This is a genomic window from Pseudohongiella acticola, from assembly GCF_001758195.1.
In the GTDB taxonomy this organism is placed as follows: domain Bacteria; phylum Pseudomonadota; class Gammaproteobacteria; order Pseudomonadales; family Pseudohongiellaceae; genus Pseudohongiella; species Pseudohongiella acticola.
Map to the genome: position 1 here is coordinate 2,594,637 of NZ_MASR01000001.1, position 23,978 is coordinate 2,618,614.

A 23,978-nucleotide genomic window follows, 5' to 3' on the forward strand; every position below is an offset into this window, starting at 1 on the left:
ATAAATCCCAGCAAAGTCGATAGAAAACCGCTAAAAACAGCATGGAGACTGCCACGGAGGGCAATCATGCTGGGAATCGATATTGGCACGGCTGCAATCAAACTTGCTTTGATGCGCAGGCGCAGGCGGGCGTGGTGCCTTCAGGCCTACGCAGTGCAGCCACTGCAGAATGCAGCCAATGACGGCGGTCGTCTTGATGGTGTCGACCTGCGCGCATCACTGAAAGCTGCTTTGGCACAGTTGCCGCAGCCATCGACGTTGTGGCCACTGCCAAAGAAAGCCCGGCTTGCGGCAATGGCACTTGACGGCACTGAAGCGATGACCCGCGTTGTCAGACTCGACTCCGGGTTGACCCAACAGGAGATTGAAAACCGGGTAGCGCTCGAGGCTGAACAATATCTGCCATTTCCATTGGAGCAGGCCTGCCTGGATTTTTGCCGATTACCGCAAGGCAATGAAGCGGGTCAGCCCGTGATGCTGGTAGCGTGCCGGCGCGAACGGATCGTAGAGCGAATGGACCTGTTAATGGGCCTGGGCATCCGGCCCGTTACACTGGATCTGGACGCGCTGGCGTTGTGCCGGGCGGCAAACCTGATGGCGTTGCCTGCACCGCAGATTTTGCTGGATCTGGGGGCAGAAGGCTTTCGTTTGCATGCCTATGACAACGGTTGTCTGGTATATAGCCGATCACATGCATCGACACCTGTCTCGGTGTCCGAGGCTGATGCGTCGATCGGAGGAGATGATTTAGCAGCGCTGGCGCAGGAGGTTCGGCGGGCGATTCAGCTTTTTCTGATGTCGACTGCGTGCAAGGGTCGGGCTGAGATTACTCTGGTGGGAGGTCTGGCGGCATGTCCGGGGCTGGCGCAGAGTATCGCCTCTGCCAGTGGCAGCCCGGTCAGTCTGTCGCAGCCACCGTCGGAAGTAATTGCACATGCCCGCATTGATCCCGGGCAGTGGCGCGCGGTGGCGCCGCAATTGTCGCTGGCCTGTGCCCTGGCGATGAGAGTGGCATGATGGCCATACACGACTTTCCCTGGATCAATCTGATGCCGTGGCGCGACGCCAGACAAATGCGTCGTTGCCGGCTATTTGTGGCCAGTTTGACAGGTCTGATGACCATCACGTTGATTGCGGTTGCTGGCGCTGCAGCGCTGGGGTCAGGCCTTGTCTCTGGTCAGGCACAGCGAAACGCCAGGGTAGGCGCCGGCATGACAGCGTTGCAGCAACGCATCGGTGCCGAGAAAACCGTGTTTGCTCAGCATCAACAGCGACAAACAATCAATGCGCGAGCCAGACAGTTGCACGCTGCGCGCATTCAACAGGCCCGTCTGCTGCCCGGCTTGACGACCAGCATGCCGGATGGTGTCCGACTGGATGAGTTGCAATACACCTTGTCGACTGTCGAATTGCAGGGCACTGCCGGGTCCGCTCTGCAAGTAGAACGGTGGCGGTATTTGCTGGAACTGCGAGAAGATGCAGCGCGCGCCGAGTTGCAATTGTTGCAGTTGCTTGAGCGACAGACCCAGACCCAGACCCAGACCCAGGACCAGGCATCAGCGCAAATCTATCGCTACCGTATTATCGTGAGACTTAGCGCCGCCGGATTCGAAACCGGGGCTCCCGGGGCTGTTCCGTGAGGCGGGGGTTAACCGGAATAATCGGTCGACTTGCGCTTGATCTGCGAGATTTTGACTGGTCGGAACTGCGGTTTGTATCTGCCTGCGGTTATTGGCCGACTGCGGTTTATGCGGTGGTGTGTATGGGTGCCATGCTCTTGGTAATGCTGCTCAGTGGCCTGGTGTTGTTGCCGGGTCTGACTGCTTCATGGCGCGCGGCACAAGCCGGTTCGGCTGATCTGGTCAATGAGCGTGCAGCGCTGGTCAGGCAGCTTGCCATGACCTCGGCCAGAAACCTCAGTGCGGTGAGTCGATGTCCACTGTGTGCAGGTCTGCATAGCCATCTGCTGCCTGCGCATCCCATGCCGGTTGTGCTTGATCACCTTGATGGCATCGCGGCGGCACGCGATATTTCGGTGTCCGTGCTCAGCCCCAGCAGAGTGTGGCGGCAGGAATCTCTGCAGGCGTTTGAAATTGATCTCCAGGTAACGGCCGATCCCGCGCAATTGATGTTATTCCTGTCCGATATCAAGAACCTGCCATTCGCGCTTGCCACCAAACGGCTCGACTGGACGCTGACGGCGTCTACGGCCAGGATGATTTTGTTACTGCTGGTGGACAGCGATAGCGATGACAACCTTCAGAATACTGCTAAAGGGCTGCTCACGAAGTCAGTGAATGCACTTCCACCGGACCTCGACAACAACGCAATGAAGGCAGTCGACACTGCAGTGGTGGATCAGCGGGAAGCGGTTGTCAGTGCCGGCTGGCAGCGAATTGCATTTATTCAGCGCGGTAATCGCTATCTGGAGGTGCTGCGTGACACCCACGGGCAGACCAGACGCCATACTGGCAGGAAATCGGAGGGTGCACCATGAATAGACGTTGTGCCGGCCGATTGATGTCGCTGTCGCTGGTATCCGGAATTTGTTTGTTGATGCCGGTGCTGTCACTCGCGGCTGAAATGCCAGTGGCGGCAAACGTCCGGGTCGACAATCAAGCCTCCGCCCAGCAAAAAAGAACGAGCGCAGAGGCCACGCCGATCAGCGTCGAGTTTGACGACCTGGAGCTGCGCACGGCCTTGCAGATTCTTGCGCAGGAACTGGGCTATGAGCTGCTGCTGGACGATGCGGTCAAGGGCACAACCAGCTTTCGGATCGCTGACGCTGACCCACAGCAGGCGCTGAAGGCAATGTTGCAGGGCAGAAATCTTGATATGCGGCTGCGGGCGAATCTGTTGCATGTCGCACCACCTGCCGTATTGCTGGCGCTTGATAATGAAGCAAGGCGACTGCGAGAGGCGACGGCGACCATGCAGACAGAATATCTGCAGATCAACTACGCCTCGGTTGAAATCATGCTTGCGCTGGTGACAGGCGAAGGCGATTCGGCAGGGGGATTGTTGTCGGAACGTGGTTCCGCCAGCATGGATGCGCGCACCAACACCTTGATCGTGCGCGACACCGAGGCACGATTGCTTGATGTCAAAGCCTTGCTGCGTGAGCTGGATGTGCCGGTCCGTCAGGTTCTTATTGAAACCCGTATTGTCAGTGCGTCTACCGAGATCGGACGACAACTGGGTGCGCGCTGGGGCGCGTTCAGTCATACCGCCGCGACAGCGCCCTCAGGTGCGATTGCGAGTGATGATCCTGTCAGTGAGTTTGTTGAGGGTGTCACCGTGCTTGCTGACCATCGGCAAGCCAGCACTATCGCGGCCGGTGTATTGCGTCGGCGACTGATGCTGGAGCTGGAACTGTCTGCACTGGAGAACTCCGGACAGGCGGAGCTGATTGCACGGCCACGCGTCACGACTCAGGACAATGTTCCGGCCAGCATTCGCTCTGGCGTGCGCATCCCCTATCAGGCCCAGGCGGGCGGTACCGCAGGTGGATCGATCACCGAGTTTGTTGATGCGGTGCTGTCGCTGGATGTGACGCCACTTATTACGCCAGATGGGCGCATCATCATGAAGCTTGGTATTCGTCAGGATTCGGTGGCATCGGGCAGTGGCGATGTGCCCGCCATCAATACCAATACTGTCACTACACAGGTGCTGGTCGACAATGGTGACACGCTGGTGCTCGGCGGGATCTTTCGCGACGAACAGACCCGGGAGGAGGTTCGCACGCCATTGCTGGGTGATGTGCCCGTGCTGGGCTGGCTGTTCAGGCGTTCTCAACAGGCAGCCAGGCGTACGGAATTGCTAATTTTCATTACGCCGCAAATTGTTTCGCCATAATAACGGTCAGGTTACTGATAGCGGTGTGATGCCGCTTTTTACTTGAGTTTTCCGGCGCAGACGGGTTAGATTGCGCCCTTGAATTTGCAACCTGCCTGCCAAGGACACCTGACCGCTATGCAAGAAAGCGCCAATCTTTACCTGATCGGCCCCATGGGGGTTGGCAAAAGCACGATCGGGCGGATGCTGGCTGCGGCATTGGACAGGCCGTTTTTCGATTCGGACCGGGAGATTGAAGCACTGACGGGTGCCGACATCCCCTGGATATTCGATGTCGAAGGCGAGGCGGGTTTTCGCGTACGCGAAGAGCGCATGATTGACACGCTGACTCAGCGCGACGGCATCGTACTGGCAACCGGAGGCGGGGCAATCCTGTCGTCCCACAGTCGTGATAATCTCAATAGCCGCGGTACCGTGGTTTACCTGAAGGCATCTATCGCGCAGCAGTTCGAGCGCACCAGCAAGGACCGTAACCGGCCTCTGCTGCAGACGGCTGACCCCTTGTCCCGAATACGCGAATTGATGAAAATACGTGAACCTTTGTACACACAAACGGCGCATATCACGGTGGATACCAGTCGGCGGGGGCCGCGCACCGTTGTCACCGAGATATTGCGTCGTTTGAGTGACTACGAAGCCCCGGAATTACCCGAAACCTGACGCTGGCATGGTTGTCGGCGCGGTGGCGCTCTGTTACCTGAACCCAAAGCGGAAATTAATTGCATGATGAATGTTGATGTTGATCTGGGCGAGCGCAGCTACCCCATCTTCATAGGCCCCGGTTTGCTGTCGCAGCCCGGAATCCTGAGCCCCTATATTAGAGGTGGTCGGGTGTTGGTGGTGACCAACGAGGTCGTGGCGCCTCTGCACCTGGACGCCCTGCAAGCGACATTGGCCGATGCCAGCGATCGCCAGGTTGATGTTCTGGTTCTGCCTGATGGCGAGCACACCAAAACGCTGTCGACGCTGCAGCTGATCTATGATGAGCTATTGAGCAAACGTCACGAGCGCAGCACCACGCTGATTGCCCTGGGTGGTGGCGTTACCGGTGATATAACTGGCTTCGCAGCGGCAACCTACCAGCGTGGTGTTGATTTTATTCAGGTGCCAACAACATTGCTGTCTCAAGTGGATTCGTCTGTCGGGGGCAAGACCGGCGTCAATCACCCGCTGGGTAAAAACATGATCGGGGCGTTTTACCAGCCTCGCTGTGTGCTTGCAGACATAACGGTGCTGTCGACATTGCCGGTACGTGAACTGCAGGCCGGCCTGGCTGAAGTCATCAAATACGGCCTGCTAGGCAACCATGATTTTCTGCTCTGGCTGGAGCAGCACATCGATGCGCTGCTGGCTGGCGACGCGGATCTGCTGGCGCAGGCCGTGAAAATCTGTTGTGACGAGAAAGCGCGCATCGTCGCTGCTGATGAGCGCGAAGGCGGCATGCGTGCACTATTGAATCTGGGGCACACCTTTGGTCACGCCATTGAAGCGGCCATGGGGTACGGCAACTGGTTGCATGGCGAAGCCGTGGCCACCGGCATGGTCATGGCGGCTGACCTGTCATGGCGACTGGGATGGATCAGTGCCGATGATGCCTCGCGTGCCCGTGACCTGGTGGCGCGCGCCGGTCTGCCTGTGTGCCCACCGCCAGAGATGACGGCTGATCAGTTTATGTCGTTGATGTCAGTCGATAAAAAGGTTCAGGCTGGCAAAGTCCGTTTCATTTTACTGCGTGGTCTGGGCGATGCGGTGGTTGAGTCGGACATTGATCCGGACCTGTTGCGGCAGACCCTGAGTGCCGGCGACCGCCTGTGTCGCTAAATACTCACCAGTGATCACGCACTGGCACATCCAGACCGACACCCGACAGCAGTTTACGTGTAAAATACCGCCTCAATATTGAAAGGAGTTGCCTGTGGCACCGCTGAAGAATGACAGATTTTTACGAGCACTGACCGGGCAGTCCGTGGATGTGACCCCGGTGTGGATGATGCGTCAGGCAGGCCGGTATTTACCGGAATACCGTGCTACCCGCAAAGTTGCAGGTGATTTCATGAGCCTGTGTCAGGCGCCGGAAATGGCCTGTGAAGTTACTCTGCAGCCGCTGCGTCGTTATCCCATGGATGCGGCTATCCTGTTTTCCGATATCCTGACCATACCCGATGCCATGGGGCTGGGGCTGTACTTTTCCGAAGGTGAAGGTCCGCGTTTTCGTAAAACCGTGCGCACCGAGCAGGACGTCGAGCAATTACCGATACCGGATATCGCCCGCGATCTTTCTTATGTTACTGATGCTGTATCGTTGATTCGCCGTGAACTTAATGGCTCGGTACCGCTGATCGGTTTCTCTGGCAGCCCCTGGACACTGGCCACCTACATGATTGAGGGCAGTGGCAGTAAAGATTTCCGTCATGCCAAAGAGTTCATGTATAACCACCCGGAACTGATGCATCAATTGCTGGAAAAGCTGGCGCAGACGGTCACGGCTTACCTTAATGCTCAGATAGCCGCCGGCGCACAGGCCGTGCAGATTTTTGATACCTGGGGTGGGATTCTGTCGACAGGTGCCTATCAGGCGTTTTCGCTGAACTACATGAAAAAAATTATTGCCGGCCTCACCAAAGAAGCTGATGGCCGCAAGGTCCCGGTTATTGTGTTTACCAAAAATGGCGGCCTGTGGCTGGACCAGATTGCAGACAGTGGTTGTCACTGCGTAGGTCTGGACTGGACCATGGAAATGGGCCGCGCACGCGCCATGATCGGCGACAAAGTGTCGCTGCAGGGCAACATGGATCCCACTATTCTGTATTCGTCGCCAGCGGCCATACGCGCGGAAGTGGACCGGATTCTGGCCTCTTACGGCGATGGCAATGGCCATGTGTTCAATCTGGGGCACGGCATTACCCCCGGCGTGGATCCGGACAACGTGACGGCCTTTGTTGATGCGGTTCATGAGCTCTCAGCTCAGTACCACCGCTGAACTGATTGCGCGCCACAGTGGTGGCGGCCTCAGTGCTGAGCGCCTGGCGATTGTGTCGCTTGGCGCCAATCTGCCGTCGCGGTTCGGCTCGCCGCGTGCCACGCTTGAGCAGGCTGCTGATAAACTGACAGCGCTTAGCGTCTGGCCCGTCGTACTGTCTCCGATTGTCCAGACTGCGCCGATTGACTGCCCGCCGGAATCACCTGAGTTTTTTAATGCGGTTGCGGTGCTTGATCCCGGCAAAGAGACGAGTCCGTTGCAGTTTTTGCGGACGCTACAGGCGATTGAAACGTATTTCGGACGTGCCCGTACGGGCCAGATAAATGAGCCCCGGGTGCTCGACCTGGACCTGATCTGTTATGGCCAGCATCGGTGTAAATCATCTGAATTGACGTTGCCGCACCCGCGCGCTGCGCAGCGGGATTTTGTTCTGAAACCGTTGGCTGTGATCTGGCCCTCATTTGAGTTGCCAGCCTCTTGATACTGGCTTTTAAGTATGTATACTAAAATGCTGGAATAGGTGAAGACCCGCTGAAAAGACTGCGTTCGCTAAGCAGACTGTGCCCGTTAACAGGACTGACCCTGCAAACTGGGACTGCTGACTGAACCTGATACTGATCTGGGTAAAAGTCAGTAAATGCGTGGTGGCCTTTATCATAACAACACGGAAGCAATACAAGAGCGACATGACAACGCTATGAAACCAGCCCGCCCATACATTATCAGCGCTTTGTTGGCCCTGAGCACTCTGGTTACCATGCCATCGGCTATCGCTCAGGAGTCGGTCAATGACCGGGCTGAGACGGGTATGTTTAGCAGTGCCGCTCGCGCCATATCCAGCAGTGTGGGGCAATGGTTTGGGCTTAACAGACAGGATTCATCCGATGCCGAGCCGGTCAACGAAAACGTCCGGGGTGAAATGGGCGAAGCGGGCCAAAGCGGGCAGATACGGCAAGCAGGACAACCAGGTCAGATAGCACAAGTCGATCAAGTAGATCAAGTTAGGCAAATAGGACAGCTGGGACAAATAGCGCTGCCAGGACAAATGGGGCGGTCGGATGACATAGTCGTCCCGGATCTGTTGCTGGAGGCCTTCCCTGCACTCAGCTCCGCCGATGATGTATTACATTCCCTTGACTTCGGGCGGGAACAGAACTTTCTGGACGGCAGTCCTGCCGTGCCTCAGGAGCTGGATCTCAGTGCCTCCTACATCTGGCAATCGCCTCGTTTCGGGCAGTTCATTGTCAGTACTAATACCACGTATGTATACAACACCAGCCCGTCGGATGTGTCGCTTGAACCCGCCAGACTGACGTCGGCCGAGAAGACTGCTTCAGGGTTCGGGCTGGGTTCAGGCATGGCGCCGGAATTGCAGAGCAGCCTGACGTTCACCTGGCAGATTGGCAATCACACGGCGACCGCTGTTACCAGTTATGTAGATGGGCTGGAAACCTTTGGCATGCTGAGTAACGACACGCTGAACATTGAGCAGCTCAATGAATTGATGGGTGAAATTGCAACATTGGATCTAAGCTACGGTTACAACGTAAAAGCAGGCAAGCAGGGTAATGCCTCGATATCGGTAGGTCTGCGCAGCCAGTTTGATCGCCGGCAGCTGACCCCGGCCATCAATCCGGCGACCGCCCGCATGCCCAATACCCCGAATCGAATGGCTTACGGTACCATCAAGTATCAGTTCTGATTTTGTTCCGCCCCGCCTCTTGGTTCTGACTATCCTCTAATTCCTGCATCTAATTCCTGCATCACGGTGGCGACAGCTGTGCATAGCGTCGACAGCTGCTGCGTCGTGATGATGTACGGTGGCATGATATAAACCAGTTTTCCGAAGGGGCGAATCCATGCTCCGAGTTCCACGAAGCGCGGCTGAATGCTTGTCATATCGACCGGCTGTTTGAGTTCGACAACGCCAATTGCGCCCAGCACTCTGACATCAGCGACGCTCGAGGAATCCCGGCACACAGCCAACTCTGCCTGTAACTGTTGTTCAATGCGGGCAACATTTTCCTGCCACTGGCTGCTTAGCAGCAGCTCCAGACTGGCGCCGGCGACGGCACAGGCCAGTGGGTTAGCCATAAAGGTTGGTCCATGCATGAAGCTGCCGCCGTTTTGCGAAATGGTAGCGGCAACATGCTCAGTGGTCAGCGTTGCCGCCAGCGTCATGTAGCCGCCGGTAAGCGCCTTGCCAACGCACATGATGTCAGGGCTTATGCCGGCATGTTCGCAGGCAAACAGCTTGCCCGTGCGGCCAAAACCCGTTGCGATTTCATCTGCGATCAATAGCAGGCCAAATTCATCGCACAGTTTTCGAGCCTCGCGCACATACTGCGGCGAATAGAAAAACATGCCGCCCGCGCCCTGGACCACCGGCTCCAGAATAACGGCGGCAATGCTTTCGTGGTGTGTGCTCACTATCGCCCGCAGCGAGCTAATATCGGTGTCGTCCCAGGGCTCGTGAAAGCGACTGCGCGGTGCATCGGCGAAGAACTGACGGGTCAGGTTATTCTCGAACAGCGAATGCATGCCGGTTACCGGATCACAGGTCGACATCGCGGCAAATGTGTCACCATGGTAGGCCCTGCGCAAACTCAGCAGACGACATTTCTGTGGTTTGCCCTGTGCCTGCCAGAATTGAATGGCCATTTTTATGGCAACTTCAACGGCAACGGAACCAGAGTCACTGAAGAATACCTTCTGCAGGGGTTTCGGGCAGATGGCGAGCAATTGTTGGGCCAGGCGAATTGCAGGTTCGTGGGTCAGGCCGCCAAACATGACGTGCGACATATGCTGAAGCTGACGGTGAATCGCAGCGTTAAGCACCGGGTGGTTGTAGCCATGCACCGCGGCCCACCATGAGCTCATGCCATCAATCAGTGTCTGGCCATTGGCCAGGTGCAGTTCGCAGCCGCTGGCGCTTTGCACCAGAAATACGGGTGACGGCTCGGTCATGGACGTGTAGGGGTGGATCAGGTGTGCATGATCAAATTGTGCCAGCTGAGCCTGCTCAGCAGCGGACATGGGGGGCAGGTCGGGAGTTGTCATGTTGGGTCAGGATTCCGGTTGATGATTGCTGCGGGCCAGCGCCCACACATCGATTCTGGCGGCAGCGGTGCTGTGCATGACAGCGGCCATTGCCTGCGTTGTTGCTGACGTGGTTACCACATCGTCAATGATTGCAAGACGCATCCCGGGTGTCAACGCGGTGCCGGTGCGTACGCTGAATACGCCCTGCATGTTGTGCAGCCTTGCCTGCGCATCCAGGCCACGCTGTGCCGTGCCGGACCGACGCTGGCAGCTATGCGCCAACACCGGTATTCCTGTGTGCCGGGACAGTCGCCGCGCCAGTAGCAAAGCCTGGTTGAAACCCCGCGCCCTGAGCCGGGAAGGATGCAGCGGTACCGGTAGCAGAATGTCCGGCCAGACCGTTTCGCTGTCCCGATAATGCTGCAGAAAATGTGCAATGAAGCAGTTTGACAGCGCACGGAATTCAGGAAAGCCGCCCCTGTCCTTGAATCGACGAATCATGCTGGACACCGGGGCTTCGTAGGCAAATGTGCAAAGGCAGCGACTGAAAGCCGGTTGTGTCTGACGGCAGCGAAGGCACAAATGAACGGTCGCATCTGAATCTCCTGAAGACCAGGCAGGGCTGGGTTGTGTTGTTACGGTGTCGGTCAGTGCAACACCGCAGGTATGGCAGCCGGGTGGTTGCCATGGCAGCTCGTCTTCGCAGTCCTGGCAGAAACCACGTTGCCGGGCGGGAGCGGTCAGGCATAAAAGACAGGGGGTAGCCAGCACCCGATTGGTGAGATTCTTCCATTTCATGGCGTGGGATTGTGGTAGTTGTTCGCAGTAACTGTATTTGGTTACTGCTTGTGTTCACTATTGTCGCGGCATGTCGTCAACTTAATTGATTGCAAAAAGTTGACAATGCCTTGGGTGGAATTAGAATAGGCCGCAAGTCAGACCACAACCATCGGACAGGCGTGCATTCGCCATTGCAGGAGGTAATGCCTTCTCTGTAAATGCCCTCTCTGTTTTTGTGTCTGTTCATTTACTTGCCTACTTATTATAGCCACCGGGTCGCGCTCGCGCTGTCCGATCAATACCGGGAACACAACATGAATCAAACCGCTGCGGGCATCCGCCATGACTGGACACGACAAGAAGTTCAGGCGCTGTTCGAACAACCTTTCATGGATCTACTGTTTCAGGCGCAATCCGTGCATCGTGCAAATTTTGATCCCAATCAGGTGCAAATGAGTACATTGCTGTCCATCAAAACCGGGGCCTGTCCGGAGGACTGCAAGTACTGTCCGCAAAGCGGTCACTACAACACCGGGCTGGCAAAAGAAAAGTTACTGGCGGTGGCAAAGGTTGTCGAACAGGCCAGGGTTGCCCGTGACAATGGTGCTGCCCGTTTCTGCATGGGCGCAGCATGGAAACACCCATCCGACCGGGACTTTCCTTTTGTGCTGGACATGGTTCGCGAGGTTCGCGCGCTGGGTCTGGAAACCTGCATGACGCTGGGGGCGCTGACTGACGGGCAGGCACAGGCGCTGGCGGAAGCCGGGCTGGATTATTACAATCACAATCTGGATACCTCGCCGGAATATTACGGCGAAATAATCACCACCCGGACCTACCAGGAGCGTCTGGATACCCTCGGGCATGTCCGCGATGCCGGCATGAAAGTCTGTAGTGGTGGTATTGTCGGTATGGGTGAAAACGCCGCTGATCGATATGGTCTGTTGCAACAATTGGCGAACATGCCGGCACACCCGGACAGTGTACCGATCAATAATCTGGTCAAGGTCGCCGGTACACCACTGGATAATGTGGATGACCTGGATCCATTCGATTTTGTCCGTACCATCGCCGTTGCCAGAATAATGATGCCAGCGTCATACGTTCGTCTGTCAGCAGGGCGCCAGGCGATGAATGATCAGGTGCAGGCACTGTGTTTTTTCGCTGGCGCCAACTCCATTTTTTATGGTGAGAAACTGCTCACCACACCACTACCACAGGAAAGTGCTGACCTGGCGCTGTTGGCGCGACTTGGATTGCGCCCGGAGACGAGACATCATCGGGAGTCAGGGCCTGAGCAGTTCGGCGCCGACGAGTCAGCGCCACAGCAGGTGCAGGACAAAGACACCCGCTTTTACGCCGCCATGTAATGCTGGCAACTGACGCTACAAATCCGGCGTTTATGCAGCGCCTGCGCCATCGTCTGGAGCAACATGATCGCCAGGGACTGGTACGAAACAAGCTGCTGCGCGAGGGCCCCTGTCAGCCGGTACAGCGTTTTGCGGATGATGACCTGATCTCGTTCTGCAGCAACGACTATCTGGGTCTGGCCAACCACCCGTCGGTAATAGCGGCACTGCAGGAGGGCGCTTCGCGCTATGGTGTCGGCAGCGGCGGTTCTCATCTGGTGACCGGGCATTGCGCAGCGCATCACGCGCTGGAACAGGCCCTGGCCGAACACACCGGACGCGAGCGGGCGCTGCTGTTTTCTACAGGGTATATGGCCAATGTCGGCGTGATCAACGCACTGATGGGCCAGGGTGGTGTTGTACTGCAGGATGCCCTGAACCACGCCTCTCTGCTGGACGGAGGCTGGCTAAGCCGGGCCCGCTCCATTCGATACCGCCACAATGATATGAGCAGTCTGCAAGACTTGCTGGTGCAACATCAGCATGAACATTGTCTGGTTGTCAGTGACGGTGTTTTCAGCATGGATGGTGATGTGGCGCCGCTGCCCGAGCTGACAGCGCTGGCGTCACGATACGGCGCTGGCCTGATGGTTGACGACGCTCATGGGTTTGCCTGCCTGGGCGCTACCGGGCGCGGTGTAATCGAATTGTTCCCGGAGCACGGCGGCATTGTTTTGTCGCAGGCGCTGCCAGTGCTGGTGGGTACCTTTGGCAAGGCCCTGGGCACGGCGGGTGCTTTTGTTGCCGGCGATGCGGCGTTGATAGCGTATCTGGAACAGTTCACCCGCAGCTATGTTTTCACCACGGCAATGCCACCGGCATTGGCGCTGGCAACATTGGCCAGTCTGCAGGTCAGTCAGACTGAGAGCTGGCGTCGGCAGCGTCTGCAGGCATTAATCACCAGATTCCGGCAGGCCACCAGCGCCATGGCGCTGCCGGTACTGGATTCACACTCCGCGGTGCAGGCGGTGGTGCTGGGTGATATTGATGAGACGCTGGCGGCAAGCGCCGTTATGCGTGATCATGGGTTGCAGGTGTCCGCTATTCGGCCGCCGACCGTACCCCGGGGTGAAGCGCGATTGCGCATCACGCTGAGCGCAGCCCATAGCGATGAACAATTTGATTTGCTGATTCGCGCACTGGGCGCCATTGACGAACAATACAGGGCCCGCCGGGCGAGGTGCCTGGATGGAGGGGGTAAGGATGGAAAAGGCTAGACCGCGTGCGTTTTTTGTCACCGGCACCGATACTGAGGTTGGCAAGACCCGGGTGGCGGCGTCCCTGCTGGCAGCGGCCCGAAACGCAGGGCTGTCGACCGCTGCACTCAAGCCGGTTGCCTCCGGTTGTGACATGCACGAAGCCGGACTGCGCAATGAAGACGCGCTGTTGCTGGCGCAATATTGCACGTTGCCGCTGAGCTACGAGCAGATAAATCCGGTTGCCCTGCGTCAGGCCATCGCGCCGCATCTGGCGGCCGCCAGTGAAGGGCGCACGCTCCAGTTGGATCGACTGGTGGGCTTTGCCCGAGGTGTGTTGATGCAGCGCGCCGATGTCACGGTCGTGGAAGGCGCCGGCGGCTGGCGTGTGCCGCTGAACTCCCGTGAATTTCTGTCCGGATTGCCCGCTGCGCTGAACATGCCGGTGATTCTGGTGGTCGGTCTCAAGCTGGGATGTATCAACCATGCCATTCTGACTGCCGAAGCCATTCTGCGCGATGGTTTGCCATTGGCCGGGTGGGTAGCGAATCACCTCAGTGCGGATATGCCCGCGGCGCACGATAATCTGGCCACGCTGCTTGATGTGCTGCCTGCACCCTGCCTCGGCGAATTGCCTTGGGCTCCGGCAGAATCGCCCGACGACTGCGCCTCGCAATTGGATTTAGGCCAGTTATTGGCAACAAGCGTATAGTTGACGTTGACGTTAACGTAAACTGCCGGTAATTTAGGCATCCAATCCAATCAAGTTCGCTGTTCAAGCAGCCGGAGTCTGACTGTGTCTGATTACAAAGCCCCCGTCCGGGATATGAAATTCGTGTTGAATGAGGTGCTCGCCGCTGACAGGCTGCTGGCCACCATGCCGGGGACCGAAGAAGTTAACGAAGAGCTGATCAATTCAGTACTCGAAGAGGCTGGCAAGGTGGCGGCATCGTTGCTGGCACCGCTGAATCGCAGCGGGGACGAAGAAGGCTGCCAGTTCTCTGATGGCAAGGTGACAACACCATCGGGCTTCCGTGATGCCTATCGTACCTTCGCACAGGGCGGCTGGATTGGCCTGGCCGGCGATCCCGCCTATGGCGGTCAGGGCATGCCCAAGATGCTGGCGGTGTGCTTTGAAGAGATGATCATGGCGGCCAACAGTTCATTGGCGCTTTATGCCGTGCTGAGTGCCGGTGCGTCGCTGGCGCTGGCCCGTCATGGCAATGAGGAATTGAAGCAGGCCTATCTGCCGCGGCTATATGATGGTAGCTGGAGTGCCACCATGTGCCTGACCGAGCCTCATGCCGGCACCGATCTGGGTATCATTAAAACCAAAGCAGCACCGCAGGCCGACGGCAGCTACCAGGTAACCGGTACCAAAATCTTTATCACCGGTGGCGAGCACGACCTGACTGACAACATTATTCACCTGGTGCTGGCGAAACTGCCTGATGCACCTGCCGGACCCAAGGGTATTTCCCTGTTTCTGGTGCCTAAATTCCTGCCTGATGCCAACGGTGAGCCAGGCGAGCGCAACAACCTGGGCTGTGGCTCCATCGAACACAAAATGGGCATCAAGGGCTCGGCCACCTGTGTCATGAACTTTGACGGTGCCACTGGCTATCTGGTCGGCGAGGTCAACAAAGGCCTGGCCTGCATGTTCACCATGATGAATTACGAGCGTCTGACCATCGGTCTGCAGGGCCTTGGTCTGGGGGATGCGTCCTACCAGACTGCGGCGGCCTATGCCAGGGAGCGCACTCAAGGCAGGGCGGCGACCGGGCCGGTAGCACCGGAGCAGTCTGCGGACCCGTTATTGGTGCACCCCGATGTTCGTCGCATGTTGCTGACCATGCGGGCCAACACTGAAGGTGCGCGGGCACTGGCGATGTATGTCGGCAGTCAGCTTGATGTGGCCTATTTTCATCCCGACGAACAGGCGCGTACACGCGCGTCAAAACTGGTGGCGCTGCTAACGCCGATCGCCAAAACAGCGTTCACCGACAAAGGCTTTGAGGCCTGTGTTCTGGGGCAGCAGGTTCTGGGCGGGCATGGGTATGTGCGAGAGTGGGGGCAGGAGCAACATGTGCGTGATGCCCGCATTGCGCAGATTTACGAAGGCGCCAACGGCATTCAGGCGCTGGACCTGATGGGGCGTAAGGTGGTCCATGACAGAGATGCGCTGCTCGACGTGCTGGTTGATGAAATTCGCGACTACATCAAAGCGGAGCAAAATGGCCGTGCCTCGCCTTTCATCGCCACCCTGTCCAAAGCATTGGACTGTCTGGTCAGCACCACCCAGTGGATCCGCGACGCCAGTGCTGAAAATCCCAATGAGGTGGGTGCTGCGTCAGTTGCCTACCTGGAGCTGATGACCTTGATTCTGTATCTCTACATGTGGTCAAGAATGGTGTCCACCGCCAGTGAGGCGCTTGAGAAGGGTGCCAGCGACAAAGATTTTTACACAGCAAAAATCCAGCTGGGCTGCTATTTTCTGGATCGTCTGATGCCGCGCTACAAGGCGCTGGCAGAAGAGATAAAGGCCGGCAGCGACGTGGTTATGGCGATGGATGCCGCCATGTTCTGATGGTGGAGACTTTCGTTCCCCGCAGCGCTTGGTCAGGCTGCGGTGTCGGCACATTGTGGCAACCGGGTGTTGATATCAGATAGACCACTCAAGGCTTTCACGTAACATCTGCTCATACTGGCCCAGGGATTCATTTCTTTCGCCAATGACCGCCATGTTGCCTTCATTGACGGGAATGATGCGTCCCTGAAAACGGTCGTCGCGAAGTTCCACTCGCCGGCTGACCGGCGCAGTCCTGATAAAAACGATCGAGATCGGGCCATGTTCGCCACGCGCCACCAGATGCGCGCTGCGTGAACCACCCAGCGCGCAGAGCCTGGCAAATATCATCTGCATCGTCGCCAGTTCATCGGGTGATGTAAGGGACGTGCCGGAAGCCTCCAGCACGGCTTCAACCTGAGCCCAGCCAATGTCACCACCATCGTCATAATTGCTCTGGTAGCTTGGCGCTTCTTCATGCAGATGTTCCACCAGTTCATCGTGTAGTGCCAGATCCTGAGCGCTGAGGCCGGGCTGAAAAAACAGGTTCAATGTCAACCCTGTTGCCACCACCAGACTCGCTGCCAGCGCCAGCAGCCCCCGGTTGCGTAGCGGTGACGCGGCTCGTGCGTGCTGTGTGAGTTTCTCCTTGAGGCCGACGGGAATATCAACAGCCAGCAGCGTGCGCCGCAGATCCCGTTCAAGCTCATTGAGTTCATCCAGCAGTTGGCGGCGTTCAGGGCTGGCGTCAGCGGCCGTGCGGAGGTCTTCCTGCTGGTCAAGCGGGTTGCTGAATGCGCGCGTGCGAAATTCCAGGTCATCCATCGTGTGAGAGGCTCTTGGCTGTCAATATTTTTATAGGTTTCAGTCTGTTATTTTATCAGTCAGGTCTTCGCCTGCATCTTCTGCGCCGGTGTCGGGCGACAGGATTGTTTTCAACTTACTGCGCGCCCGGAACAGGCGCGTCATGACGGTGTTGTTATTAAGATCGAGAATGTCGGCAATTTCTTTCCCGCTGAAACCACCAATCACCTGCAAAAGTAACGGATCGCGATAATCCTTGCCCAGGCGCATGATCGCCTGATGTAACTCCACCTGATTCTGGCGGTTATCTGGCTCTGGCGTGCCCTCGTCAGCGACAGACACATCGTCAATATCAACCAGCTCGGGGCGGTAACGCTCGTATTGTCTGGCGTTTTCACGCCGCAGAATAGTGAAAAGCCAGGCTTTGGCAGCCTTTTCGCTCTGCAGACTGTCGAACGAGCGCCACGCGCGCAGGAACGTTTCCTGCACCAGATCTTCTGCGATACCTCGATTGCGCGTGAGCCAGAAGGCGTAGCGAAAGACATCCTGATACAGCTCATCAACGAGCGCTTCGTAGCGTCTGCGTCTGTCACTGTCGCTGTTGTTGCGTCCTTGGACCGGTGATTTGCTCATTTTGTTTCGTGCTGGCGTCCTGTTGTTGATGCCCTATGTTGTGTTGATTCATCGTGTTAAGCGTTATACTCGCATATTTTGCGGTACCTGATCAGCAATAACTGGCAAATTCCTAAACTGGCAAATCCTTATGATACGAATAGCAATCGCCGGCGTCGCCGGACGTATGGGCAAAACCCTGGTACAGGCCGTTACCGACAGGGCCGGTGAAGCCCGCGTAACAGCCGGCACGACTCTGGTAGCAGATCCTCAGGCCGGGCAGGACATAGGTCTGATTGCAGGTACCGGCCTGCTTGATATTAAGGCGTCGGCCACGCTGGACCAGTGTGCCGAGAACTTTGATGTTTTGATAGATTTTACGTCGCCTGATGCAACGCTTGAGCACATGGCCTGGTGCCGTCAGCATGGTAAAGCCATGGTCATTGGTACTACCGGTTTTACGGCTGATCAGAAGCAGCAGATCAACGCTGCAGCAACGCAGATGCCGATTGTGTTCGCACCCAACATGAGCGCAGGCGTCAACATCAGCCTGCGGCTGCTGGCCCTGGCTGCCAAAGCGCTGGGCGATGATGTCGATATTGAAATCATTGAGACCCACCATCGTCACAAAAAGGATGCGCCATCGGGCACCGCCCTGCGCATGGGTGAAGTGATCGCCGATGCCCTGGGTCGCGATCTGGACGAGGTGGCGGTCTATGGGCGAGAAGGCATTACTGACGAGCGCGATCGCAAGACCATTGGCTTTGCCACCATTCGCGCCGGTGATGTCGTGGGTGACCATACCGTCATATTTGCCGGCAACGGTGAGCGTCTGGAAATTACCCATAAAGCCAGCAGTCGCATGACCTTCGCCAGCGGCGCTGTGCGCGCGGCAATCTGGCTGGGAAGCAGACCTGCCGGGCTGTACTCGATTGATGATGTGCTGGGGCTCGATTGACGACTGGGCGGGTATAAAAATGACGCCTGAATGCTGTTGTGATCCCGTTTCGGCGTAGACCTCGGCAAGGTTATCCAGTACAATTACGCCTCAGTATGATTAACACTGAGCACAACACCAGACAGCACACCCAAAAGCGGAATGAGAGAGAGCTTTCATTCCGCTTTTTTTCGCCTGTCTACTATCCGGGAGATCACATTGAATAATCCAGCAGTTCTGGCCCTTGAGGATGGCAGTGTCTTCAAAGGCAAGGCTATCGGTGCCCTGGGTCTGGCCAGCGGAGAGGTTGTTTTTAACACAGCCATGACCGGCTACCAGGAAATTCTGACCGACCCATCTTATGCACGTCAGATCGTGACACTGACCTATCCTCATATTGGTAATACTGGCTGCAATGCTGAAGACAGCGAATCGGATCGCGTCTGGTCTGCCGGTCTGGTGATACGCAATTTGTCGATGACGGTGAGCAACTGGCGCAGCGAGCAGTCGCTGGAGGAGTTTCTGCAGTCGCAGAATGTGGTATCGATTGCCGAGATCGACACCCGGCGCCTGACTCGCCTGCTGCGTGAGAAAGGTCCCCTGAATGGCTGCATTCTCAGCGGCGAGGAGCTGGCGCAGAAAGGCGAGGCGTTTGCTGTCGAGCAGGCCAAAGCCTTTCCGGGGCTGAAAGGCATGGATCTGGCGAAAGAGGTGTCCGTCAAATCCAGCTACCAGTGGACACAGGGCGAATGGCAACCACTGGGTGCCGGTTACCCGGAAATGGCGCACGAGAAACCCTTTCATGTGGTGGCATACGACTATGGCGTGAAGCGCAATATCCTGCGCATGCTGGCCAAGCGCAACTGTAAAGTGACGGTGGTGCCGGCGCAGACCCCCGCTGCTGATGTCCTCGCCATGAATCCGGACGGGGTGTTCCTGTCCAACGGGCCGGGCGACCCTGAACCATGTGACTACGCGATCAGCGCCATTAAAACCGTGCTGGAAACCGATATTCCGGTATTTGGAATCTGTCTGGGTTGTCAGTTGCTGGCGCTGGCCTGCGGTGCGCAGACAGTGAAAATGCAGCTGGGCCATCATGGCGCCAACCATCCGGTTCAGAACCTGGATGACGGTACGGTGCTGATCACCAGTCAGAACCATGGTTTTGCGGTGGACGAGGAAAGTCTGCCCGCCAATCTGCGCGCCACCCACCGTTCGCTGTTTGACGGGTCTCTGCAGGGCATTGAACGCACCGACAAACCGGCGTTCGCTTTCCAGGGGCACCCTGAGGCGAGCCCGGGGCCGCACGATATTGCGCCCCTGTTTGATAAATTTGTTGCTCAGATGGAAAAACGCGCCGCGCGCTGATCCGGCCAATCCACATACAGACACGGTTAAGTTATGCCAAAACGTACAGATCTAAAAAGCATTCTGATCATCGGTGCCGGCCCTATTGTTATCGGTCAGGCCTGTGAGTTTGACTATTCCGGCGCCCAGGCCTGTCAGGCGCTGCGCGAGGAGGGATACCGGGTCATTCTGGTGAACTCCAACCCGGCAACCATCATGACCGATCCGGCGATGGCCGATGCCACCTACATTGAGCCGGTGACCTGGCAGATCGTCGAGAAGATCATTGAAAAAGAGCGTCCCGACGCTATATTGCCAACCATGGGCGGGCAGACGGCGCTGAACTGTGCGCTTGATCTTGAGCGTCACGGGGTGCTGGCCAAATACAACGTGGAAATGATCGGTGCGCGTGCAGAGTCGATCGACAAAGCCGAAGACCGCGAACTGTTTGATGACGCGATGAAGGCGATTGGTCTGGAAACACCGCGTCACGGCATTGCCCGTAACATGGACGAAGCGTTTGCGGCGCTCGACATGGTTGGCTTCCCCTGCATCATACGGCCATCGTTCACCATGGGCGGCAGTGGCGGCGGTATTGCCTACAACAAGGAAGAGTTTGTTGAAATCTGTACCCGTGGCATGGAGCTGTCGCCGACCAATGAGCTGCTGATTGATGAATCGCTGATTGGCTGGAAGGAGTACGAGACCGAAGTTGTCCGTGATAAAAATGATAATTGCATCATCGTCTGTACCATCGAGAACTTTGATGCCATGGGCGTACACACCGGTGACTCCATCACGGTAGCGCCGTCACAGACGCTGACCGACAAGGAATATCAGATTCTGCGTAATGCCTCGATTGCGGTGTTGCGTGAGATCGGGGTGGAAACCGGCGGTTCCAACGTGCAGTTCGGCATGTGTCCAAAAACCGGTCGTATTGTTGTGATTGAAATGAACCCCCGGGTGTCCCGCTCCTCGGCGCTGGCCTCCAAGGCCACCGGTTTCCCGATTGCCCGCGTTGCCGCCAAGCTGGCTTGTGGTTTCACGCTGGATGAGCTGAAAAACGAGATTACCGGTGGTGCAACCCCGGCTTCGTTTGAACCGACCATCGATTATGTGGTCACCAAGATCCCGCGCTTCACCTTTGAAAAATTCCCGGAAACCGATGACCGTATTACCACGCAGATGAAATCCGTGGGTGAAGTCATGGCGATTGGTCGTACTTTCCAGGAGTCGATGCAGAAAGCGCTGCGTGGGCTGGAAGTGGGCATCAGCGGTCTGGATCCGATTCTGGATGTTGGTGTCAGTGATGCCATGGATACACTGCGCGGCGAATTGATGGATGCGGGCAGTGACCGTATTCGTTATATCGGTGATGCCTTCCGGCAGGGCTGGACCGTGGATACCGTCGCAGAAATGACGGGTGTGGATCCCTGGTTTCTGATCCAGCTCGAAGACCTGATTCAGGATGAGCAGCGCATCAGCGAGATGACGCTCAAGGACCTGGACCGGGACACGCTGTATGCGCTCAAGCGCAAAGGTTTCTCCGACTCCCGGATGTCGGCACTGTTGCATGAACCTGAGGACAAGGTGCGTGAGCATCGCCACGCTCTGGGCGTGCGGCCCGTTTACAAGCGCGTGGATACCTGTGCAGCCGAGTTCGAGTCAGCGACTGCATACATGTACTCCACTTACGAAGAAGAATGCGAGTCCAACCCCAGCGACCGGAAAAAAATAATGGTGCTGGGCGGTGGTCCCAACCGTATCGGTCAGGGTATCGAGTTTGACTACTGCTGTGTACATGCGGCGTTGGCGATGCGCGAAGATGGCTACGAGACCATCATGGTCAACTGCAACCCCGAAACAGTGTCTACCGATTACAATATTTCCGATCGACTGTATTTTGAACCGGTCACACTTGAAGACGTGCTGGAAATTGTGGCTCTGGAAAAGCCGGTTGGCGTGATCGTTCAGTTTGGCGGCCAGACGCCGCTGAACCTGGCCGCCGGGCTGGAGAAAGTCGGTGTGCCAGTGATTGGTACCAGCGCTGACGCCATCGACCTGGCGGAAGACCGCGAACGCTTCCAGAAGATGATTCAGAAACTGGGCCTGAAGCAGCCGCCCAACTGTATCGTGCGCAGCGTTGAACAGTGCATTACCGAAGCTGAAAAGATCTCCTACCCATTGGTGGTCCGCCCCTCCTATGTACTGGGTGGCCGGTCCATGGAGATTGTTTACAACAAGGAAGAGCTGAATCGTTACATGCGCACCACGGTCAAGGTTGGCAACGACAGCCCGGTGCTGCTGGACTACTTCCTCAATGCCGCCATCGAGATTGATGTCGATCTGGTCAGTGATGGCAAACAGGTGGTGGTGGGCGCCATCATGCAGCATATCGAGCAGGCCGGTGTTCACTCGGGCGACTCAGCCTGTTCATTGCCGCCCTACAATCTGCCCGCCGAAGTGCAGGACCGGATTCGTGAACAGGTCACGGCGCTGGCCAAAGAGCTTAATGTGGTAGGTTTGATGAATACCCAGTTGGCGTATCAGGATGGTGATCTGTACATCATTGAGGTCAATCCGCGCGCCTCCCGCACCGTGCCCTTCGTCTCCAAGTGCATTGGTGTGTCGCTGGCGAAAGTAGCCGCTCGCTGTATGGCGGGTACCTCGTTGGCGGAACAGGGCTTCACCAAAGAAATCATTCCCAAGACCTTTGCCGTCAAGGAAGCCGTCTTCCCGTTCAACAAGTTCCCCGGTGTGGATCCGATCCTGGGGCCAGAGATGAAGTCCACTGGCGAAGTGATGGGTGTGGGTGAAACCTTTGCCGAAGCGTTCTCCAAATCGCAACTGGGGGCAGGAGAGAAGATCGCCAAAAGCGGCAATGTGTTTATCAGTGTGCGTGAAACCGACAAGCCCAAGGCTGCCGAGATTGCACGAAGCTTCCAGGAGCTGGGATTCTCTGTGGTTGCCACACAGGGCACGGCTGCCATCATTGAGGCGGCCGGGCTGCCGGTGACGCGGGTCAACAAAGTGATGGAAGGTCGTCCGCACATTGTCGACATGATCAAAAATGATGAAATCGCCCTGATTGTTAATACGACAGAAGGAAAGCAGGCGATTGCCGACTCATCAACGATTCGCCGCACGGCATTGCGTCATGACGTCTTCTGTACCACCACCATTGCCAGCGCCAGCGCCGTTTGTGAGGCACTGCAATTTGGTGATAACCTGTCTGTGTACACCATACAGGAGCTTCATGCGCGCCTGTAATCCGGTCACAACTGGCGGGTCTGGACAAGTCCGCCGATAGTCCGCATGATATGGTTTATCTGAACAGTGCTGGCGGGTCTCCATGCAGGGGACCCGCCGGTATTTTTTTTATTCCCTGATTTTGACGATCGCTAAGATCTGTGAGAGTGATATGAGAAAAGTGCCTATGACCATGGGTGGCGCGGAGCGACTGCGCGCTGAGCTCAATGAGTTAAAATCCGTGAAACGCCCGGCGATTATCAAAGCCATTGCGGAAGCCCGCGAACACGGTGATCTCAAAGAGAATGCCGAGTACCACGCTGCGCGTGAGCAGCAGGGTTTTTGTGAAGGTCGGATTCAGGAAATAGAAGGCAAACTGGCAGATTCCGAGATTATTGATATCGCCAGCATCCCCGCCTCGGGCAAGGTCATTTTTGGCGTGACCGCGACGCTGCTGAATCTGGATACAGACAAAACCATACGTTATCAGATCGTTGGCGAGGACGAAGCGGATGTGAAAGCCGGCAAGATCTCTGTTGGCTCTCCGATTGCGCGAGCCATTATGGGCAAGGAGGAAGGTGACGAGGTCGTGGTAAAAGCTCCGTCCGGGGATATCGAGTATGAAATCAGCAAGATAGAGCACATCTGATCAGTTAGCCGGGACCAGGCCTGCCTGCATGGCCAGTCTGATCCCGTTAGCCGCTTGCTGGGCCTGTATCAGGCCGGCGTGTGACGCAGGATATTCGACAGTTTCGGATTCGGTTTGGCGGCAGGGCGATAGAGCACGGCTATGTTACCGATTGTCTGCACACAGCTTGCCCGGCCGACCTGACAGATTTCGTCAGCGATTTCTTTGCGGGCATCCCGATCCGCCGCCATTATCTTCACTTTAATCAGCTCGTGTTGCTCCAGAGCGCGATCGATTTCATTGCACACTGTTTCTGACAGGCCTTTCTGCGCCACTGTGACGACTGGCTTGAGTTTATGCGCGATCGAACGCAGCTGTTTGGTATTCAGGGAGCTTGAAGTCATAAAGTGTCCGGCAGTTGCAGCGTCAGGTGGTCTGCACAAGATAAGTCAGATGGGACAGGAGTGTCCGCTGCGTATTGTAACGCAGGCCGATCCGTGGACAAAGCGCTGTGCTTGCATTGCCCGCCGCAACTCTTGGACAATCACAAGCTTCATCTTGTAATATCGG

At 56.9% G+C, this 23,978-nt stretch carries 22 protein-coding genes; 17 read left to right on the forward strand and 5 right to left on the reverse strand.

Going from position 1 to position 23,978, the window contains the following annotated elements; all coding sequences use genetic code 11:
• Positions 1 to 66: 66 nt before the first annotated feature.
• From pilM to PHACT_RS11290, 9 genes are all read left to right on the forward strand, one after another.
• Positions 67 to 1,017 carry a type IV pilus biogenesis protein PilM gene (gene pilM / locus PHACT_RS11250; RefSeq protein WP_070117855.1) on the forward strand — a complete coding sequence of 317 codons (951 nt, stop codon included), beginning with the start codon at positions 67 to 69 and terminating at the stop codon, positions 1,015 to 1,017.
• Entirely contained in the window at positions 1,014 to 1,640 is a 627-nt protein-coding gene (locus PHACT_RS11255; RefSeq protein WP_070117856.1) for a PilN domain-containing protein, read from the forward strand. The genes pilM and PHACT_RS11255 overlap by 4 nt, the downstream gene beginning before the upstream one ends.
• Positions 1,641 to 1,762: 122 nt before the next feature.
• A complete protein-coding gene (locus PHACT_RS11260) occupies positions 1,763 to 2,497 on the forward strand; it encodes a hypothetical protein (protein ID WP_139141513.1) in 735 nt (244 codons plus the stop codon).
• Positions 2,494 to 3,858, forward strand: a complete 1,365-nt coding sequence (locus tag PHACT_RS11265; RefSeq protein WP_070117858.1) for a type IV pilus secretin PilQ — start codon at positions 2,494 to 2,496, stop codon at positions 3,856 to 3,858. The genes PHACT_RS11260 and PHACT_RS11265 overlap by 4 nt, the downstream gene beginning before the upstream one ends.
• Before the next feature lie 117 nt (positions 3,859 to 3,975).
• Complete coding sequence (gene aroK, locus PHACT_RS11270) at positions 3,976 to 4,518, forward strand: shikimate kinase AroK (RefSeq protein WP_070117859.1); 543 nt, start codon at positions 3,976 to 3,978, stop codon at positions 4,516 to 4,518.
• A gap of 63 nt (positions 4,519 to 4,581) precedes the next feature.
• Positions 4,582 to 5,679 (forward strand): 3-dehydroquinate synthase, encoded by a 1,098-nt coding sequence (aroB, locus tag PHACT_RS11275; RefSeq protein WP_070117860.1) that lies wholly within the window; start codon positions 4,582 to 4,584, stop codon positions 5,677 to 5,679.
• A 94-nt stretch (positions 5,680 to 5,773) separates the two neighbouring features.
• Positions 5,774 to 6,838, forward strand: coding sequence for a uroporphyrinogen decarboxylase (gene hemE, locus PHACT_RS11280; RefSeq protein ID WP_070117861.1), 1,065 nt, complete (start codon positions 5,774 to 5,776; stop codon positions 6,836 to 6,838).
• Complete coding sequence (folK, locus tag PHACT_RS11285; RefSeq protein ID WP_070117862.1) at positions 6,810 to 7,319, forward strand: 2-amino-4-hydroxy-6-hydroxymethyldihydropteridine diphosphokinase; 510 nt, start codon at positions 6,810 to 6,812, stop codon at positions 7,317 to 7,319. The genes hemE and folK overlap by 29 nt, the downstream gene beginning before the upstream one ends.
• Positions 7,320 to 7,535: 216 nt before the next feature.
• A complete protein-coding gene (locus PHACT_RS11290; RefSeq protein ID WP_070117863.1) occupies positions 7,536 to 8,540 on the forward strand; it encodes a hypothetical protein in 1,005 nt (334 codons plus the stop codon).
• Positions 8,541 to 8,569: 29 nt separating this feature from the next.
• Here PHACT_RS11290 and bioA read toward each other — a convergent pair whose 3' ends face one another.
• Positions 8,570 to 9,898 carry an adenosylmethionine--8-amino-7-oxononanoate transaminase gene (bioA, locus tag PHACT_RS11295; RefSeq protein WP_083264532.1) on the reverse strand — a complete coding sequence of 443 codons (1,329 nt, stop codon included), beginning with the start codon at positions 9,896 to 9,898 and terminating at the stop codon, positions 8,570 to 8,572.
• 6 nt (positions 9,899 to 9,904) lie between these two features.
• Positions 9,905 to 10,678, reverse strand: a complete 774-nt coding sequence (locus PHACT_RS16250) for a ComF family protein (protein ID WP_139141514.1) — start codon at positions 10,676 to 10,678, stop codon at positions 9,905 to 9,907.
• Between the two features lie 296 nt (positions 10,679 to 10,974).
• Between PHACT_RS16250 and bioB the strand changes: the two genes are divergently transcribed.
• The 4 genes from bioB (at position 10,975) to PHACT_RS11320 (ending at position 15,852) form a co-directional block, all read left to right on the forward strand.
• Positions 10,975 to 12,030 carry a biotin synthase BioB gene (gene bioB / locus PHACT_RS11305; RefSeq protein WP_070118386.1) on the forward strand — a complete coding sequence of 352 codons (1,056 nt, stop codon included), beginning with the start codon at positions 10,975 to 10,977 and terminating at the stop codon, positions 12,028 to 12,030.
• Positions 12,030 to 13,286, forward strand: coding sequence for an 8-amino-7-oxononanoate synthase (gene bioF / locus PHACT_RS11310; RefSeq protein WP_070117865.1), 1,257 nt, complete (start codon positions 12,030 to 12,032; stop codon positions 13,284 to 13,286). The genes bioB and bioF overlap by 1 nt, the downstream gene beginning before the upstream one ends.
• Entirely contained in the window at positions 13,273 to 13,977 is a 705-nt protein-coding gene (gene bioD, locus PHACT_RS11315; protein ID WP_070117866.1) for a dethiobiotin synthase, read from the forward strand. The genes bioF and bioD overlap by 14 nt, the downstream gene beginning before the upstream one ends.
• 84 nt (positions 13,978 to 14,061) lie before the next feature.
• Complete coding sequence (locus PHACT_RS11320) at positions 14,062 to 15,852, forward strand: acyl-CoA dehydrogenase C-terminal domain-containing protein (RefSeq protein ID WP_070117867.1); 1,791 nt, start codon at positions 14,062 to 14,064, stop codon at positions 15,850 to 15,852.
• Between the two features lie 75 nt (positions 15,853 to 15,927).
• Here PHACT_RS11320 and PHACT_RS11325 read toward each other — a convergent pair whose 3' ends face one another.
• Together PHACT_RS11325 and PHACT_RS11330 are read right to left on the reverse strand one after the other, a co-directional pair.
• Positions 15,928 to 16,656, reverse strand: a complete 729-nt coding sequence (locus PHACT_RS11325; protein ID WP_070117868.1) for a DUF3379 family protein — start codon at positions 16,654 to 16,656, stop codon at positions 15,928 to 15,930.
• A gap of 39 nt (positions 16,657 to 16,695) precedes the next feature.
• Positions 16,696 to 17,268, reverse strand: a complete 573-nt coding sequence (locus PHACT_RS11330) for a sigma-70 family RNA polymerase sigma factor (protein WP_070117869.1) — start codon at positions 17,266 to 17,268, stop codon at positions 16,696 to 16,698.
• Between the two features lie 130 nt (positions 17,269 to 17,398).
• On the opposite strand from PHACT_RS11330, the gene dapB reads away from it, so the two are divergent.
• The 4 genes from dapB (at position 17,399) to greA (ending at position 23,429) form a co-directional block, all read left to right on the forward strand.
• The gene (gene dapB, locus PHACT_RS11335) at positions 17,399 to 18,205 is read left to right on the forward strand and encodes a 4-hydroxy-tetrahydrodipicolinate reductase (protein WP_070117870.1); all 807 of its coding nucleotides are present in this window, start codon (positions 17,399 to 17,401) and stop codon (positions 18,203 to 18,205) included.
• A 198-nt stretch (positions 18,206 to 18,403) separates the two neighbouring features.
• Positions 18,404 to 19,552 (forward strand): glutamine-hydrolyzing carbamoyl-phosphate synthase small subunit, encoded by a 1,149-nt coding sequence (gene carA, locus PHACT_RS11340; protein WP_211284393.1) that lies wholly within the window; start codon positions 18,404 to 18,406, stop codon positions 19,550 to 19,552.
• A 33-nt stretch (positions 19,553 to 19,585) separates the two neighbouring features.
• Positions 19,586 to 22,801: a carbamoyl-phosphate synthase large subunit gene (gene carB, locus PHACT_RS11345; protein ID WP_070117872.1), complete on the forward strand. Its 3,216-nt coding sequence runs from the start codon at positions 19,586 to 19,588 to the stop codon at positions 22,799 to 22,801.
• 151 nt (positions 22,802 to 22,952) lie between these two features.
• Positions 22,953 to 23,429: a transcription elongation factor GreA gene (gene greA / locus PHACT_RS11350; RefSeq protein ID WP_070118389.1), complete on the forward strand. Its 477-nt coding sequence runs from the start codon at positions 22,953 to 22,955 to the stop codon at positions 23,427 to 23,429.
• 68 nt (positions 23,430 to 23,497) lie between these two features.
• Here greA and yhbY read toward each other — a convergent pair whose 3' ends face one another.
• Complete coding sequence (gene yhbY / locus PHACT_RS11355; RefSeq protein ID WP_070117873.1) at positions 23,498 to 23,812, reverse strand: ribosome assembly RNA-binding protein YhbY; 315 nt, start codon at positions 23,810 to 23,812, stop codon at positions 23,498 to 23,500.
• Positions 23,813 to 23,978 lie beyond the last annotated feature (166 nt).

Bases quoted from the DNA above. Each gene is read 5' to 3' on its own strand.
- pilM (WP_070117855.1), top strand. From the start codon at position 67: ATGCTGGGAATCGATATTGGCACGGCTGCAATCAAACTTGCTTTGATG.
- PHACT_RS11255 (WP_070117856.1), top strand. From the start codon at position 1,014: ATGATGGCCATACACGACTTTCCCTGGATCAATCTGATGCCGTGGCGC.
- PHACT_RS11260 (WP_139141513.1), top strand. From the start codon at position 1,763: ATGGGTGCCATGCTCTTGGTAATGCTGCTCAGTGGCCTGGTGTTGTTG.
- PHACT_RS11265 (WP_070117858.1), top strand. From the start codon at position 2,494: ATGAATAGACGTTGTGCCGGCCGATTGATGTCGCTGTCGCTGGTATCC.
- aroK (WP_070117859.1), top strand. From the start codon at position 3,976: ATGCAAGAAAGCGCCAATCTTTACCTGATCGGCCCCATGGGGGTTGGC.
- aroB (WP_070117860.1), top strand. From the start codon at position 4,582: ATGATGAATGTTGATGTTGATCTGGGCGAGCGCAGCTACCCCATCTTC.
- folK (WP_070117862.1), top strand. From the start codon at position 6,810: ATGAGCTCTCAGCTCAGTACCACCGCTGAACTGATTGCGCGCCACAGT.
- PHACT_RS11290 (WP_070117863.1), top strand. From the start codon at position 7,536: ATGAAACCAGCCCGCCCATACATTATCAGCGCTTTGTTGGCCCTGAGC.
- bioA (WP_083264532.1), bottom strand. From the start codon at position 9,898: ATGACAACTCCCGACCTGCCCCCCATGTCCGCTGCTGAGCAGGCTCAG.
- PHACT_RS16250 (WP_139141514.1), bottom strand. From the start codon at position 10,678: ATGAAATGGAAGAATCTCACCAATCGGGTGCTGGCTACCCCCTGTCTT.
- bioB (WP_070118386.1), top strand. From the start codon at position 10,975: ATGAATCAAACCGCTGCGGGCATCCGCCATGACTGGACACGACAAGAA.
- bioF (WP_070117865.1), top strand. From the start codon at position 12,030: ATGCTGGCAACTGACGCTACAAATCCGGCGTTTATGCAGCGCCTGCGC.
- bioD (WP_070117866.1), top strand. From the start codon at position 13,273: ATGGAAAAGGCTAGACCGCGTGCGTTTTTTGTCACCGGCACCGATACT.
- PHACT_RS11325 (WP_070117868.1), bottom strand. From the start codon at position 16,656: ATGGATGACCTGGAATTTCGCACGCGCGCATTCAGCAACCCGCTTGAC.
- PHACT_RS11330 (WP_070117869.1), bottom strand. From the start codon at position 17,268: ATGAGCAAATCACCGGTCCAAGGACGCAACAACAGCGACAGTGACAGA.
- dapB (WP_070117870.1), top strand. From the start codon at position 17,399: ATGATACGAATAGCAATCGCCGGCGTCGCCGGACGTATGGGCAAAACC.
- carB (WP_070117872.1), top strand. From the start codon at position 19,586: ATGCCAAAACGTACAGATCTAAAAAGCATTCTGATCATCGGTGCCGGC.
- greA (WP_070118389.1), top strand. From the start codon at position 22,953: ATGAGAAAAGTGCCTATGACCATGGGTGGCGCGGAGCGACTGCGCGCT.
- yhbY (WP_070117873.1), bottom strand. From the start codon at position 23,812: ATGACTTCAAGCTCCCTGAATACCAAACAGCTGCGTTCGATCGCGCAT.